14 protein-coding genes are annotated in these 14,474 nt (G+C 74.5%); 4 read left to right on the forward strand and 10 right to left on the reverse strand.

Annotation, left to right across the window (positions count from 1 at the left end; genetic code table 11):
* Positions 1–99: 99 nt before the first annotated feature.
* Positions 100–867 (reverse strand): enoyl-CoA hydratase/isomerase family protein, encoded by a 768-nt coding sequence (locus tag AC0OO9_RS04770; RefSeq protein ID WP_393168201.1) that lies wholly within the window; start codon positions 865–867, stop codon positions 100–102.
* Between the two features lie 46 nt (positions 868–913).
* On the reverse strand, positions 914–1,141 hold the full coding sequence (locus AC0OO9_RS04775) for a helix-turn-helix domain-containing protein (protein WP_007462679.1): 228 nt from the start codon (positions 1,139–1,141) through the stop codon (positions 914–916).
* A 211-nt stretch (positions 1,142–1,352) separates the two neighbouring features.
* Here AC0OO9_RS04775 and AC0OO9_RS04780 point away from each other — a divergent pair, with 211 nt between their 5' ends.
* Entirely contained in the window at positions 1,353–1,952 is a 600-nt protein-coding gene (locus tag AC0OO9_RS04780) for a cadmium resistance transporter (protein ID WP_484515880.1), read from the forward strand.
* Positions 1,953–2,123: 171 nt separating this feature from the next.
* Here the strand turns inward: AC0OO9_RS04780 and AC0OO9_RS04785 are convergent, their stop codons facing one another.
* The gene (locus AC0OO9_RS04785) at positions 2,124–3,728 is read right to left on the reverse strand and encodes an ABC-F family ATP-binding cassette domain-containing protein (protein ID WP_484515882.1); all 1,605 of its coding nucleotides are present in this window, start codon (positions 3,726–3,728) and stop codon (positions 2,124–2,126) included.
* Positions 3,729–3,973: 245 nt separating this feature from the next.
* Here AC0OO9_RS04785 and ypfJ point away from each other — a divergent pair, with 245 nt between their 5' ends.
* Positions 3,974–4,891, forward strand: a complete 918-nt coding sequence (ypfJ, locus tag AC0OO9_RS04790) for a KPN_02809 family neutral zinc metallopeptidase (RefSeq protein ID WP_484517853.1) — start codon at positions 3,974–3,976, stop codon at positions 4,889–4,891.
* A gap of 85 nt (positions 4,892–4,976) precedes the next feature.
* Here ypfJ and AC0OO9_RS04795 read toward each other — a convergent pair whose 3' ends face one another.
* Entirely contained in the window at positions 4,977–6,317 is a 1,341-nt protein-coding gene (locus AC0OO9_RS04795; protein WP_484515884.1) for a carbohydrate-binding protein, read from the reverse strand.
* Positions 6,318–6,533: 216 nt separating this feature from the next.
* Here AC0OO9_RS04795 and AC0OO9_RS04800 point away from each other — a divergent pair, with 216 nt between their 5' ends.
* Together AC0OO9_RS04800 and AC0OO9_RS04805 are read left to right on the forward strand one after the other, a co-directional pair.
* Complete coding sequence (locus AC0OO9_RS04800) at positions 6,534–7,508, forward strand: helix-turn-helix domain-containing protein (RefSeq protein WP_484515885.1); 975 nt, start codon at positions 6,534–6,536, stop codon at positions 7,506–7,508.
* A 181-nt stretch (positions 7,509–7,689) separates the two neighbouring features.
* Entirely contained in the window at positions 7,690–8,475 is a 786-nt protein-coding gene (locus tag AC0OO9_RS04805; RefSeq protein WP_484515886.1) for a dioxygenase family protein, read from the forward strand.
* A gap of 116 nt (positions 8,476–8,591) precedes the next feature.
* Here the strand turns inward: AC0OO9_RS04805 and AC0OO9_RS04810 are convergent, their stop codons facing one another.
* The 6 genes from AC0OO9_RS04810 to AC0OO9_RS04835 all read right to left on the reverse strand — a co-directional run bounded on the left by AC0OO9_RS04810 (position 8,592) and on the right by AC0OO9_RS04835 (position 14,310).
* A complete protein-coding gene (locus AC0OO9_RS04810; RefSeq protein ID WP_484515888.1) occupies positions 8,592–9,923 on the reverse strand; it encodes a helix-turn-helix domain-containing protein in 1,332 nt (443 codons plus the stop codon).
* Positions 9,920–11,299 (reverse strand): hypothetical protein, encoded by a 1,380-nt coding sequence (locus tag AC0OO9_RS04815; RefSeq protein WP_484515890.1) that lies wholly within the window; start codon positions 11,297–11,299, stop codon positions 9,920–9,922. The genes AC0OO9_RS04810 and AC0OO9_RS04815 overlap by 4 nt, the downstream gene beginning before the upstream one ends.
* Positions 11,300–11,343: 44 nt before the next feature.
* Positions 11,344–11,997 carry an acVLRF1 family peptidyl-tRNA hydrolase gene (locus AC0OO9_RS04820; RefSeq protein WP_484515892.1) on the reverse strand — a complete coding sequence of 218 codons (654 nt, stop codon included), beginning with the start codon at positions 11,995–11,997 and terminating at the stop codon, positions 11,344–11,346.
* Positions 11,998–12,053: 56 nt separating this feature from the next.
* On the reverse strand, positions 12,054–12,680 hold the full coding sequence (locus AC0OO9_RS04825) for a LysE family transporter (RefSeq protein ID WP_484515894.1): 627 nt from the start codon (positions 12,678–12,680) through the stop codon (positions 12,054–12,056).
* A gap of 242 nt (positions 12,681–12,922) precedes the next feature.
* A complete protein-coding gene (locus tag AC0OO9_RS04830; RefSeq protein WP_484515895.1) occupies positions 12,923–13,981 on the reverse strand; it encodes a hypothetical protein in 1,059 nt (352 codons plus the stop codon).
* On the reverse strand, positions 13,978–14,310 hold the full coding sequence (locus AC0OO9_RS04835; protein WP_484515897.1) for a PadR family transcriptional regulator: 333 nt from the start codon (positions 14,308–14,310) through the stop codon (positions 13,978–13,980). The genes AC0OO9_RS04830 and AC0OO9_RS04835 overlap by 4 nt, the downstream gene beginning before the upstream one ends.
* Positions 14,311–14,474: the final 164 nt, after the last annotated feature.

The raw sequence follows: 14,474 nt of genomic DNA on the forward strand, positions 1-14,474 counted from the left end.
CCTCCGGGTCGTCGGGCTGGCCGCACCGTCAGGTCAATTCTCCCGACGACTCTGACAACCTCGGCCGTAACCCTGATCTTCCCGGACGGTCCTTACGACTTACTCTCCCCGCCCGGCGAGATCACGCAGCCGGCGGGTCTGCGCCTCCCGCTCGGCCCGCTGCTGGTCGGCGGCGGACCGACCGGTCGCGCCGGCCAGCAGGGCCTTGATCTCCACCACGGCGTTGCGGTCGTTGGCCAGCAGCCCGGCGGTCAGGTCACGCACCGCGGCGTCCAGCTCGGCGTTCGGCACCACGAGGGTGGCCAGGCCGATCCGGTCCGCCTCGGCGGCGTCCATCCGCCGGCCGGTCGCGCAGATCTCCAGGGCACGGCTGTAGCCGACCAGGTCGACCAGGCGGCCGGTGCCGGCGAGGTCCGGGACCAGGCCGAGCGTCACCTCGGCCATGGAGAGCTTCGCGTCCTCGGCGAGCACGCGCAGGTCGCAGGCGAGCGCCAGCTGGAAGCCGGCGCCGATCGCGTGCCCCTGCACGGCGGCGACGGTGACGACGTCGGGACGGTGCAGCCAGGTGAAGCCGCCCTGGTATTCCGCGATCCGGTCGGCGCACTCCTGCTCGGGCAGGGTGGCCAGCTCGGCGAACGACCCCGGACCGGACGCACCGGCCACCGACAGGTCGAGGCCGGCGGAGAACGCCCGCCCCTCGCCGCGTACGACCACGACGCGGACGTCGCCGGGGAGGTCCCGCGAGAAGTCGCTCATCGCGCGCCACATCGCCGGGGTCTGCGCGTTGAGCACGTCGGGCCGGCACAACGTGACCGTCGCGACCGGCCCGTCGCATTCCAGCCGGACCCCGGTCGTCTCGGCGGTCACCGAGCGACCCGGGGAGCGGCGCTGATGGACGACGCTGGTGGGCGGGTCACGCCTTCTTGCGGCGTCGGGCGCCGCCACGCTGCCGCAGCTGGACCCCGGACTCGGTGAGCACCCGGTGGATGAACCCGTAGGAACGGCCGGTCGAGGCCGCGAGCGCGCGGATGCTCTCACCCGAGGTGTACCGCTTTACCAGGTCCTTGGCGAGCGTCTGACGCTCGGCTCCGACGATCCGGCGACCCTTCTCAGTGCTGGTGGCTGTGCCAGTGGCTGCCATGCTGTGTCCTCACGTCCCAGACTGTGCGGTTCGGATACGGTCCCACCTATTAGACCGCCTCGAACGATCATGCGCCAGATATCAACTCTTCGCCAACCGACACGCTATGCAATGTCAGCTTCCCGATAGCGTGATGCTCCCGACGCCACCCGGGGCCCGCCCGGCCCCCCGGCGCCGGGCGTGACGGGTGACCGCGCCGTACCCTGCTGGCGTGATCGACCTGTTGGGCACCGCGGCCGGCGCCGCCGTGGTGTTCGCCGCCACCAACGTCGACGACATCGTCGTCCTGACCCTGTTCTTCGTCGCCGCCCGCACCACCGGCCGCCCCCGCACCTGGCAGATCGTCGCCGGGCAGTACCTGGGCATCGGCGCGCTCGCGCTGGCCAGCACGGTGGTCGCGGCCGGGCTGCTGGTGGTGCCCGAGCCGTGGACCGGGCTGCTCGGCCTGCTGCCGGTCGCCCTCGGCGTGCGCGCGCTGCTGCGTGACGACGCCGACGACGCCCCGGCCGTGGTCGGCTCGACGCTCGGCGTGGCCGGGGTGACGATCGCCAACGGCGCCGACAACATCGCCGTCTACGTACCGGTGTTCCGGGCGCTCGGCCCGGCCGACGGCGCGGTCTTCCTGCTGGTCTTCGTGGTGCTCATCGCGCTGTGGTGCGCCGCCGGGGCGTGGCTGGGCGGGCACCCCCGGGTGACACGGCTCGTCGGGCGCGTCGGCCACTGGCTCGTCCCGGCGGTCTTCATCGCCATCGGCGTGGTCATCCTGACCACCTCGGGCGTCCTGCCCCACCTCCTCGGCCTCCTGCGCTGACCGCACGCCCCACCCGCACCCACCGCAACCCGCGCACCCACCCCACCCAGGGCGCCCCGCCTGGTCGATCATGAAGTTGTTGTCGCGACACGCCGGGGCGGAGGGCAACAACTTCATGATCGACAGATCGGGGCGGGGCGGGGTGGGGCGGAGCGTGGTGGGGTGGGGCGGTCAGGCCAGTTCGACCAGTTCGAGGAGGTCGTCGCTCCAGGCGTCCTCGTCGCCGTCGGGGAGCAGGATGGCGCGGTCGGGCTTCAGCGCCATGACCGCGCCGGGGTCGTGGGTGACCAGCACGATCGCCCCCGGGTAGCGGGCGATGGCGTCGAGCACCTGCTCCCGGCTGACCGGGTCGAGGTTGTTCGTCGGCTCGTCGAGCAGCAGCACGTTCGCCCCGGAGCAGACCAGGGTGGCCAGCGCGAGCCGGGTCTTCTCGCCGCCGGAGAGCACCCCGGCCGGCTTGTCCACGTCGTCGCCGGAGAACAGGAACGCGCCGAGGATCTTGCGGAGGTCGGTGTCGGTCTGCTCGATGGCGGCGCTGCGCATGTGCTCCAGCACGGTACGGTCCACGTCGAGCGTCTCGTGCTCCTGCGCGTAGTAGCCGAGCCGCAGGCCGTGACCGGCGTGCACCTCGCCGGTGTCCGGCTCCAGCAGGCCGCCGAGCATCCGCAGCAGGGTGGTCTTGCCGGCGCCGTTGAGCCCCAGGATGGCCACCCGCGAGCCCCGGTCGACCGCCACGTTCACGTCGGTGAAGATCTCCAGCGAGCCGTACGACTTCGACAGGCCCGTCGCGGTGAGCGGGGTCTTGCCGCAGGAGGCCGGATTCGGGAAGCGCACCTTCGCCACCCGGTCGGCGACGCGTACCTCCTCCAGGCCGGAGATGAGCTTCTCGGCCCGGCGGGCCATGTTTTGCGCGGCGACGGTCTTGGTGGCCTTGGCCCGCATCTTGTCGGCCTGCGCCATCAGCGCGCCGGCCTTCTTCTCGGCGTTGGCCCGCTCCCGGCGGCGGCGCCGCTCGTCGGTCTCGCGGGCCTCCAGGTACGCCTTCCAGCCCAGGTTGTAGACGTCGACCACGGAGCGGGTGGCGTCGAGGAACCACACCTTGTTGACCACCGACTCCAGCAGCGAGCCGTCGTGGGAGATCACGATCAGGCCGCCCTTGTGGTTGGCGAGGAAGCTGCGCAGCCAGGTGATCGAGTCGGCGTCGAGGTGGTTGGTCGGCTCGTCGAGCAGCAGGATGCCGCCGCCGTTCTCGCCCGCGTCGCGGAACAGGATCCGGGCCAGCTCGATGCGGCGGCGCTGACCGCCGGAGAGCGTGCCGATGGTCTGGGCGAGCGCCCGGTCCGGCAGGCCGAGGTTGGCGCAGATCCGGGCGGCCTCGGCCTCGGCCGCGTACCCGCCGAGGGAGGCGAACTGGTCCTCCAGCGCGCCGTAGCGGCGGACCAGCCGGTCGTCGGCGTCGTCGGCGAGCTTGGCCTCGATCTCCTTCATCTGGGCCATCAGCACGTCCAGGCCCCGGGCGGAGAGCACCCGGTCGCGGCCGGTGACCTCCAGGTCGCCGGTGCGGGGGTCCTGCGGGAGGTAACCGATGGCGCTGCGGCGGTCGATCTGACCGGCGTACGGCTGGCCCTCGCCGGCGAGCACCTTCAGCGTGGTGGTCTTGCCGGCGCCGTTGCGGCCGACCAGGCCGATCCGGTCACCCGGCTGCACCCGCAGCGTGGTGTCGGACAGCAGGATCCGGGCGCCGGCGCGCAGCTCCAGGCCGGTGGCAGTGATCATGTCGGAGGACTCGCTCTCGGGGTCTGGAAGGGCTGACTCAGGGCACGCGAAAGCGCCGGCGGGCACGAGGCCCGTCGGCGCGGGGCGGTTCAGCCTTCGCAGAGCAGCACGGGCCCAAGTGTACCGGGCGCCGCCGGAGCACCCCGCCGGATTACCGATCAAGATCATCGGGTACCGAATCGCCGTCCGGACCCGGTCCGGTACCGCAACCACCAAAACGGATCAAATCGGTGATCGGGGTAGACATGGAGCTGAACGAGAACGCGCGGGTCGACACCAGCCAGGTGGATGACCGGCGAGGATCCGGCGGAGGCGGCGGGCTGGGCGGCATACCCATCCCGATCGGTGGCGGCCGGGGCGGCATCGTCGGCATCGTCATCGCCGTGCTCGTCGCGCTCGTCGGCGGCGGCTTCGGCCTGAACGCGGCCACCAGCGGCGGCGACGAGCCGCAGGGCGACAACTCGTCACTGGAGCAGAAGTGCGCGGCCGAGGACGCGCTCCAGCAGCTCGACTGCCGCAACACGCTCTACGTCAACTCGATCCAGGCGTACTGGCAGAAGGCCCTGCCCGAGGCGTTCGGCGAGCAGTACCGCCCGTCGAAGACGGTGTTCTTCAGCCAGGGCGTCAACACCGCCTGCGGGCAGGCCGACTCCGGCGTCGGCCCGTTCTACTGCCCCGCCGACGACCAGGTCTACATCGACCTCACCTTCTACCAGGTGCTCGCCCAGCAGCTCGGCGCCTCCGGCGAGTTCGCCCAGCCGTACGTGCTCGCCCACGAGTACGGCCACCACGTGCAGGACCTGCTCGGCACGGAGGCCGAGATGCGCCGCCAGCAGCAGCGCGACCCGGACAACGCCAACCAGCTCTCGGTGAAGCTGGAGCTGCAGGCCGACTGCTACGCGGGCGCGTGGGCGAAGAACGCCACCGGCACCGCCGACGCGAGCGGCCAGAAGATCTTCACCAGCATCAGCGAGCAGGACATCCAGCAGGCCGTCGACGCCGCCGAGAAGATCGGCGACGACGCCATCTCCAAGCGGGCCAACCGGCCGGTGAACCCGGACGAGTTCACCCACGGCTCCTCCGCCCAGCGCAAGGAGTGGTTCACCCGGGGCTTCGACACCGGCGACCCGAAGTCCTGCGACACCTTCCGCGGCAGCCTCTGAGCAGGCAGGACACCGTCCTGACGGACGACGCCACGGGCCCGGTCGGTGACCGGGCCCGTGGCGTACGCGTACGGGGCGGCGGTGATCAGACCCGCTGCCAGAGCGCCGGCACGTTCGGCGGCTCCCAGCCCGGCTGGGCGGTGTGCCCCTGGAGGCAGCGGTAGGAGACGCCCGCGTAGGTCACCGTCGCGCCGGCGGCGTACCCGGTGCCGGCCTGCCAGGTCGTGCCGCCGGGCGGGTTGCCCGTCGAGGTGGGCGTGGGGGTCGGCGCGGGACCGCCGGCGGTGACCAGGGTCAGCCCGTACGCGGCCAGGATCGCGTTGACCGGCTGGAAGTACATCGTCCCGCCGCTGGTGCAGTTGCCGGAGCCGCCCGAGGTGACTCCCTGCGCCTGGTCGCCGGAGATCCACGAGCCGCCGGAGTCGCCCGGCTCGGCACAGGCGTTGCTGCGGGTCAGCCCGGTGACGGTGCCCTCCGGGTAGGTCACCGAGGCGTTCTTCTGCTGGATGGTGCCGCAGCGCCAGCCGGTGGTGGAGCCGGACCGGCAGACCGCCGCCCCCACGGCGGCCTCGACGCTGCCCGCCACCGGGACCGTTCCACCGCGATAGTCGTTCACCAGCCCGCGCGGGGTGTTCCCGGCGTCCACCTGCACCCAGGCGTAGTCGCGGCCGGGGAAGGTGGAGCCGCGCACGGTGCCGCCCGGCTGGGAGGTACGGGCGCCGGTCCGGCCGCAGTGCCCGGCGGTGACGAAGCCCCCGCCGACGGAGAACCCGACCGAGCAGCGGCTGCTGCCGGTGTAGTAGGCGTTGCCGCCGATCACGTCGGCGTACGGCCTCGGGTTCTCGGTGCTGGCCTGGACCCGCACCGCGCCGGCCGGCACCCCCGCGGCGGCGGCGAAGGCGCGGGCCGCGGGGGTGCCGCCTTCACGGGCCAGCAGCACGACGGAGTTGCCGGGAAGGTCGGCGTACCAGCCGACGACGGTGGGCGGCGCGGCGGCGGCCCGACGGTTCAGCCGGTCGACCGCGCCGTCCAGGGCGTCCTCGCCGTACGTGACGGGGACGGGGACCGCGCCGAGGGCGCGGACCCGTACGGCATCGGCGGCGCGGGTGACGCCGACCGCCACGGCGGCGCCCCCGTCGGCGACCCAGGTGCCGCCGTAGCCCGCGCCGAGGTCGGCGGCCAGCACCTGCTGCACCCGGCTGGCGTGCTCGTCCACCTCGATGCGGGCGCGGGCCTGGGCCGGGGTCAGTCGAAGGTCCCGTTGCAGGGCGGCGAACATCTCGGGCGCGACGCCCTCGGGGCCGGCGCCCGGGGCGGCGGAGGTGGGGGTGGTGTCGGCGCCGGCCTGGGTGGCCAGGGCCATGGTCAGCACCAGAGCGGCAACACTCAGGGTAGTTGCCGCCACGGTGGCTGGTCGTCGGAGCATGGGGGTCTCCTCGCGGTCAGAACGATGTGGAGGGTCGAATGAGGCCCGCCTGATCAGGCACGCGAGTGCCGGACGGCGGATCGTGCCGATGCGCTACATACAGAACAACAAATGTTGTTAACTGTGTTGCCCTCACCGTAGGTTAGACATCCGACGCCGTCAATACAGCCGGCGATCGATCGCCGAACTGTCCCTCCACTGCGAACGGAGCCGCTCGTGTCCCCGCCGCGCCCGTACGACCGCCGGACCCGGACCGTCCCCGCACGACCCGCCGTCGCCCCCTCCCCGGCACCGGCCGCCGCGCCAGGCCCGGCGCTGCCCCGGCACGACCTGGCGGTACCCGCCCCGGACGAGCTGCCCTTCGCCGTCGGCTCCTTCGAGGAGATCGGCCCGCTCTCCCGCGCCGACTTCCCGCACCGGCACGCCTTCTACGAGCTGGTGTACGTGACCCACGGGCGGGCCACCCACGTCATCGACCTCGACGCCCACCCCGTCCGACCGCCGCACCTGTTCGTCGTCACGCCCGGACAGGTGCACCACTGGCAGGACCAGCGCGACCTGCGCGGGCACGTGCTGCTCTGCGCCGCCGAGTTCCTGCTGACCTTCCCCGCCGACCGCGACGCGCTACGCCGCTCGGCGCACCGCTCCTGGCGCCCGCGTGACGACGCGCAGGCGAGGCGGATCGCCGCCCTGATGCGGTGGGCGACGGCCGAGTACCGCCGGGGTGGGCCGGGCCGGACGAGTACCCTGCGCGCCTACCTGCACCTCCTGCTCACCGAGGTGCGCCGGTCCCGGCCCACGGGCCCACCGCCCGACCCGCCGTCCGGGCCGGACACCCGCAACCGGCGTGCCGCCGCGATCGCCCGCCGCTTCGAGGAGCTGCTCGGCGAACCGGACCTCGTCGGCGAGCCTCCCCGCGCGTACGCCCGCCGCATCGGCGTGTCGGTGCGCCACCTCAACGACGCGGTCCCGCTGGCCACCGGCGCCACCCCCGCCCGACTGATCCGCCGGGCCCGGGTCCTGGAGGCGAAGCGCCTGCTGACCCGCACCGACCTCACCGTGGCCGCGATCGCCGACCGGCTCGGCTTCGCCGACCCCGCCTACTTCTGCCGGTTCTTCCGCCGGGAGGCCGGCGACTCCCCCGGGGCGTTCCGCCGGCACGGCGGAAAACACCACGATCCCGCCGGCTGACACATCGACGCACCCCGACGTCCGTCAATAGCGTCGGGTCGCCGGCCCGACCGGCCCGGGTGGGCCAGGGAGCTACCGGGCCGGCCGGACCCCGACACCCGCCCTTCCAGCAGGAGGAACGCTCATGAACGGTGCAGCCAGCGGCGCACGGGAGCCAGACGGTGCCCATCCCCACAGCGGTGTGACACGCAAGAGCGTGCTGCGGGCGGCGGCGCTCGCCCTGCCCGCCCCGTTCCTCGTCGCCGGCGCCGCGCGGGCGGTGGGCGCGAGGACCGCCGACCCCGCGTCGGTGCCGCCCCTCACCCCGTACTGCGACGACGGCGACGACCCGACGCCGTCGCAGATGGAGGGTCCCTACTTCAAGCCGAACTCGCCGCGCCGCTCGTCGCTCGTCGAGGCCGGTACGGTCGGCACCCGACTCACCGTCACCGGGTACGTCTTCGGGCTGGACTGCCGGCCCCTGCCCGACGTGCTGCTGGACTTCTGGCAGGCCGACGCCAACGGCGGCTACGACAACGTCGGCTACCGGCTACGCGGCCACCAGTTCACCGACGCGTCGGGCGCGTACCGGCTCAGCACGATCGTGCCGGGCCTCTATCCCGGGCGGACGCGGCACATCCACGTCAAGGCGCAGGCGCCGAACCGGCCGGCGCTCACCACCCAGCTGTACTTCCCGGGCGAGCCCCGCAACAGCACCGACACGCTCTTCGACCCCGCGCTGCTGATGACGGTACGCACGGTCAACGGCGTCCGGGAGGCGAGTTTCGACTTCGTCCTCAACGTCCCCTCGGGTCCCACCCCCACCCCGACCGGCAGCGCCCCCGGCGGCACCTGGGCGGCCGGCACCGCGTACCCGGTCGGGGCCCGGGTCACCTACGGCGGTGCCGGTTACCGGTGCCAGCAGGCGCACACCGCCCAGCCCGGCTGGGAGCCGCCGAACGCGCCGGCGCTCTGGGCCCGGGACTGACGCACGGGCACGCACCGGTCACCCGCCGGGGCACGGCGGACGGGGTGACCGGTGCACGGGCGGGCCGACCCGACGGCCCGGCCGGGGCCCCCGGCGGCGTACCCGTCGCCGGGGGCTCAGGCCGTGGCGCGCGGCACGGCGACCCGCTCACCGAGCTGTTCCACCTGGTGCAGCCCCTCGCGGAGCAGAGCGAGCGCGTCGTCGGGGCGGCCCCACCCCTGCACCAGGTCGGCCAGCAACTGAACCGCCGCCGCCAACTCCCGGCGCCGCCCGGCCGCCCGGTAGCCGGCGAGCGCCGCCCGCAGGTGCCGCTCGGCACCGGCCCGGTCGCCGGCGTCGTCGCGCAGCAGACCACGCACCCGCTCCGCGCGGGCCGCCACCACCGGGTCGCCGCCCAGGTCGACGGCGTCGCGCAACAGCGCCCCGGCCCGCCCCGGCTGGCCCAGCGCGTGGTAGACCTCCGCCAGCTCCACCCCCACCTCGCTGGCCAGCGCCGGCTGCCCGGTGTCCGTCAGCATCGCGTGCGCCTCCGCCAGGTCGGCCAGCGCGCCGGCCAGGTCGCCGGCTCCCCGCCGCCCCTGTCCCCGGGCCCGGTGACAGCACGCCAGCAGCCACCGCAGGGCGACCTGCCGGGCCGCCTGGCGGGCCTGCTCGGCGGCGACGGCGGCCTCCGCCGTCCGCCCCGACGCGAGCAGCGAGGCCGCGACGCCCAGGTGCAGGCCGGCGACCCGGGCCGGGGCGGGAAGCACCGCAAGGGCCAGGGCCTGCGTGGCGGCCTCCGCCGCCGCCCCCTCGTCACCGAGGGCGACGTGGCAGCGCACCAGCTCGGCGTGCAGGACCAGCAGGACCGACGGGTCCGGGTACCCGTCGCGCACCAGCGCGTCGCGGGCCTCGATCAGCAGGTAGCGGGCGTAGCGCGGGTCACCGTCGTGGTGCGCCAGCCCGGCGCGGCCGACCGCCACCTCGGCCCGTACGTGCGGCGCCGCCCCCGCCAGGAGGGCCTCCGCCCGGTCGAGCTGGACCGAGGCGGTACGAGGTTCGTCGCGGCGCAGCGCCACGCCCGCCAGGCCGAGCCGGGCCCGGGCCTCCAGCACCGGCTCCGCCAGGTCGACGGCGGCGTCGGCCACCTCGCGGCAGACGGCGGCCGTCTCGTCGACGGAGCCGGCCAGGTCGGCCTCGGCCAGGCGCAGGCCCAGGCGCACCACCTCGGCCGGCGAGCGGCCCGTGGTCAGGTCCGAGGGCGTGACGCCGAGCCGCTCGGCGAAATGGGCGACGGCGTCGGCCGAGGGCACCCGGCGACCGCTCTCCACGGCGGAGACGAAGGCCGCGGTGTAGCGGGGCTCGGCCAGGGCGCGCTGCGTGAGCCCCCGTTGCGCGCGCAGCCGCTGCACCCGCGCGCCCAGCCCGCTCGCCGTCGCGCCCGTTCCGTCCGGCTCCGGCCGGCTCACGACAGCCGCTCCGCCGCACGCAGGCCGCGGCGCAGCACCGCCGCCGCCTCGTCCCGCTCCGCCCGGGCCAGCAGCAGCTCCGCCAGGTGACGGCAGGTGATCACCACGTCGCCCATCAGGCCGGCCCGCTCGTACCTGTCGACCGCCCGCAGCAGCAGCCGCCGCGCCTGCTCGCCGTCGCCCTGGGCGGCCCGCACCAGCCCGCGTACCCGGTCGGCCTCGGCCATGATCTCGCGGTGGTCGCTGGCGGTCGCCGCCCCGGCCGCCTCCTCGGCCAGCTCGGCCGCCTCGTCCAGCGCGCCCTCGCGCCGGCGCGCCTCGGCCAGCTCCAGCGTCGCCCCGGCGTGGTCGAGCACCGCCCCGACGTCGCCCAGCGTCTCCCGGGCCCGCCGCAGCTGCGTACCCGCCTCCCCCGGTCGCCCGGCCCGCAGCAGCACGTAGCCACGGGCCCAGTGGCACAGACCGATCTCCCGGGTGAGCCCCAGCTCGGTGTAGCGGCGGACGGCCTCCCGCAGGTGCCGGTCCGCCTCGTCCAGCTCGCCGTCGCGCCGCAACTGCCCGGCGACAGCGTGGAACTGCGCCGCCCACTCCCGGTTGGTCGCCCGGGTGAGCAGGGGCGTCACCTCCCGCTCCAACCGCCGGGCCCGCTCCCGCCAGCTCAGCTCGAGGAACGTGTACATCAACGCGTTGGTCAACCGCAGCTCGGCGTCGGCGTCCACCGGCGGCGTCGTCCGCAGGGCCCGCAGGCCGCCCTCCAGGATCGCCACCGCCCGCGGCGCGTCCCCGGCGACGAGCAGGCAGTACGCCTGCCGGGCCAGCACGGCCGCGCGCAGCGCCGGGCAGTCGTCGGGCAGGTCCCCGGCCAGCTCGTCGTACCGGGCGGCCGCGTCCTCGGTGCGCCCCCGGTGCAGTTGGGCCTCCGCCAGCTGGTATCCGGCCCAACCGGCCAGCTCGGGCAGCCGGTAGCGCTCCGCGCGGCGACGTATCCCGGTCAACGCCCGTTCGGCGGCGTCCAACCGCCCGGCGGAGAGGTCCCGGCGGGCCGCCGCCAGCTCGGCAGCGAGCTGGGCGGCGGCGTTCGCCGGCCGGCCGTGGCGCAGGTCGTCCACCGCCAGCCCGAGGCGGTCGGCGAAGTGGGCCAGCGCATCGGGACCGGGCATCCGGGCACCCGACTCCACGGCACCCAGGTAGGCGCGGGTGTAACGGGAGCCGACGACCTGCTGCTGGGTCAGGCCACGGGCCAGGCGCAGCCGTCGGATCCGGTCACCCAGGCTCTCCCCGACCGCGTCGTCGTGGGCATCGACGACCCCGACCGCGTCGTCGTGGGCATCGACGACCCTGACCACGGCGACGTCGGCCGCCGCCGTCTCCGCCATCCTGGCTCCCTCCCCGACCGTCGCGCCCAGCCTAGTGCGCCGGGTCAGGACGGGGCGGGATCGCGCACCAGGATGCGGACCGCCCGGGCCGCCGCGATCGCGCCGACGAGCACCGCGTGCCGGGGCTCGGGCACGTCCAGCAGCCGCTCCGCGCGCAGCGCCGCCAGCGGGGCGAGGCGCCGGTCGGCCAGCACGGTGTCCACCGCCCGCCGGTCGCCGCCGCAGACCACCGCGCGCAACGACGCCGCCTCCGGCAGCAGCAGCCGTACGGCCAGGTCGGCCGCGTCGCCCAGCGCCGCCTTCGCCTGGTTGTCGCGCCGCCGGGCGAAGCGCTGCTGGGACCAGCCCCCGGCGGCGGTGCGTCCCTGCACGTAGCGGGTGTCCACCTTGGAGACGACCAGCTGCTCCCCCGCCGCGACGCCGAGGGCCACCGCGCCCTTGCGGGCGAGCAGCAGGCCGATGCGGCGGGGCGCGGCGGCGGCGGCCACGAAGCCGGGCAGGTCGGGGGCGGCGGGCGCGCCGGGCGGGGCGTGCAACTCGGCGGTCGCGCCGTCCGCGGCGGCGAGCAGCAGCCCGTACGCCTCGACGGTGGTGGTGGGCGGGCCGTGCCGGTCGGCGAAGCCCTCGACCCACCGGGCGACCCGGGCGGGGTCCACCTCCACCCACCGGCCGCCTCCGGCTGCGGGTCGGCTGCTCATACGCCCGAACCTACGGCACGGCGGCGCCGGCTGACCGCCGTGGGTGGGTGGCCCGGCTAGCCGGACAGCAGCATCGCCACGGCCAGGGCGGCGATGATGGCACTGGAGAGCAGCGCGGTCACGAGTCGACCGCGCGGGCCGGTGAGCACCCGGCCGACCAGGGTGCCGCCGCCGGCGATCAACAGCTGCCAGCTCGCCGAGGCGACGAACGCGCCGAGCACGAAGAGGCCGGCGGCGAGCGGATCCGGCTCGGCGTGGTCCGTACGGCCCAGCACGAGCGCGGCGAAGTAGACCACGGTCGCGGGGTTCAGCAGGGTCAGCGCGAGCACGCCGGTGAAGGCGCGGACCGGGGTGTCCAGGCCCCGGCGGACGCCGGCGGTCCCGGTCGCGGCGCGGGGACGCAGCGCGCGCCAGGCGCCGTGGCCGGCGAGGACGAGCAACACCAGCGCGGCGGCCAGCCGCAGCGGCCCGGCGACCGGGGCGATCAGCCCGGCGACGGCGGCCCCGCCGAGGGCCGCCACGGTGGCGTAGAGCCCGTCGGCGGTGGCCACCCCGAACGCGGCGGCGGCGCCGACCCGGAACGACGTGCGGGCGCTGAGCCCGAGGATGAGGACCGCGATCGCACCGACCGGGATGGCGACGCCGTAGCCGGCGAGCAGACCGGCCAGGAACGCGCCGATCACGACGGTCGGCGGCGGGTCGGGACGCGACCGGACGCGGTCCGCTGTCGCCGTGCGGCGGCGGCCGCGGCGACGGGGACGGTCTTCGTCGGGTACGTCTCGATCACCCGCTCATCCTCGGCCCCGCCACCTCGGCCCTGCCACCGAATTCCCCACCGACGCCGTTCATCCGCAGGTGGACGCGACCGCGGGGCTCGGCTGGGGTGGCGTTACCGAGGGTCACAGTCACCCCGACGGACGAGTTCCTACGTCGGTGTGGTGGGTCTTGGGGCGACGGTGGGGATCGGTGGAAGTCGGCGCAGTGCTCGGATGGCCAGTACGGCGAGCGGTACGCCTACCGCCAGCACGGCGACAACCTCTACGAAGGCAATCGTGGCGAGTGTTGTCCGCTGCGCCTGGTTGCTGTAGTCGGGCAGGGTTGCGGTTCGCAGGGCGAGCGCGGTCGCGGCGAGCAGGGTGAGTGCCAGTGACCATGGCAGCCTCCGAGATGGGTGGCTGGACACCCGACCGGCCAGGTGGACCACCATGGCGACAGTGACCACCGCGCAGGACAGGCCCGGCCAGTCCAGCAGCCTCAGCGCCGGTCTCGCCGCCTGGATGGTGAACAGCGGCACAGGGACGAGGAAGATGCCGATCGGCAGCGCGAGGAGCCAGGGACGGCGCGGCACCGGTGGGGCGCCGTGGTGAAAAGCCGCCATCGCGAGTAGCAGGAGCACGTCGACGAATCGCATCGCCCAGGGCGTCACGGACAGCGGTACGTCACCGACGCCTTGTTCCACGGCGGTGGTGATGGCCGGAGGCACGATGGCGAGCAGGGCGACCGCTTGGGCCACCCGCCGGTGTCCGAGCACGAGCGCGACGTAGGCCGGCAACCACGCGTAGTCGGCGAGATTCCACGCGGTGTGCCAGATGTTCGACGACGGGCTGAGTGGCCATTCCAGTTCAGGAGCCGGCAACCAGGCGATCTTCCGGGAGAGCCACAGCGTGACGGTGATGCTGGCGGTGACCATGACCGCGTGCGCCAGCATCGCCATCAGGGTCGCCAGGCGCACGGCTTGCCCCCAGGCAAACGAGCGGGGTGGCGCGTCAGCCCCGCCGAGTCGCAACCGAACGGCGAGGGAGACGATGCTGGCGACCTCGGACAGGCTCGGCCGGCCGTAGTCCGTGACATATGCGGTGGTCTCGGAGTCGCCGGCTTCCATGCTGTCCAGAAAGGCGGCGACCATGTCGTCCTCCCATTCCCGCCGGTAGGCGGCGGGCAGCAGCCGGAGAACGAACCGGTAGCGCTCCTCCAGCCGGCTCACGACGGCGTCCCCGTGATCGGGTTCGGCCGGTCGCGCAACCGGGTGGAGGCGAGGCGCGCGTTGGCGGCCAGCCGTTGCGCCTCCGCTTCGAGGGCCTGGCGGCCCCGCTCGGTCACCCGGTAGTACCGGCGTAACCGTCCTTGCCATGCCTCCTCGCGGTCCAGTTCGACCTGGCCGTCACCGACGAGTCGGTCCAGGACCCCGTACAAGGAGCCGATCTTCAGCTGCACGCGGCCCCGCGACAGTTCCGCCACGTCCGCGACGATCCCGTAGCCGTGACGCGGAGCGTCGAGCAGCACGGTGAGGATGAAGAAGGCTGGCTCTGTCATAGCCCGGGAACTCATCTGCCCAATATAGTGGAAGACAAGATATCTTCCGCGACGGAGTCAGACTGGCGCCAGGGTGCACCGGACCCTGGCACGCGCGGAGCCCACCCAAGAAGGAGTGATCATGGGCGACGGTGACGCGGCGGACGCCGGCGACCTGGGCGGGC

It is taken from the genome of Micromonospora sp. USAFONa4 (genome assembly GCF_057197825.1).

What these genes read in the sequence shown, in the direction of transcription:
- ypfJ (WP_484517853.1), top strand. Translation starts at nt 3,974, where the DNA reads ATGGAGCTGAACGAGAACGCGCGGGTCGACACCAGCCAGGTGGATGAC.
- AC0OO9_RS04815 (WP_484515890.1), bottom strand. Translation starts at nt 11,299, where the DNA reads ATGGCGGAGACGGCGGCGGCCGACGTCGCCGTGGTCAGGGTCGTCGAT.
- AC0OO9_RS04775 (WP_007462679.1), bottom strand. Translation starts at nt 1,141, where the DNA reads ATGGCAGCCACTGGCACAGCCACCAGCACTGAGAAGGGTCGCCGGATC.
- AC0OO9_RS04835 (WP_484515897.1), bottom strand. Translation starts at nt 14,310, where the DNA reads ATGACAGAGCCAGCCTTCTTCATCCTCACCGTGCTGCTCGACGCTCCG.
- AC0OO9_RS04820 (WP_484515892.1), bottom strand. Translation starts at nt 11,997, where the DNA reads ATGAGCAGCCGACCCGCAGCCGGAGGCGGCCGGTGGGTGGAGGTGGAC.
- AC0OO9_RS04785 (WP_484515882.1), bottom strand. Translation starts at nt 3,728, where the DNA reads ATGATCACTGCCACCGGCCTGGAGCTGCGCGCCGGCGCCCGGATCCTG.
- AC0OO9_RS04795 (WP_484515884.1), bottom strand. Translation starts at nt 6,317, where the DNA reads ATGCTCCGACGACCAGCCACCGTGGCGGCAACTACCCTGAGTGTTGCC.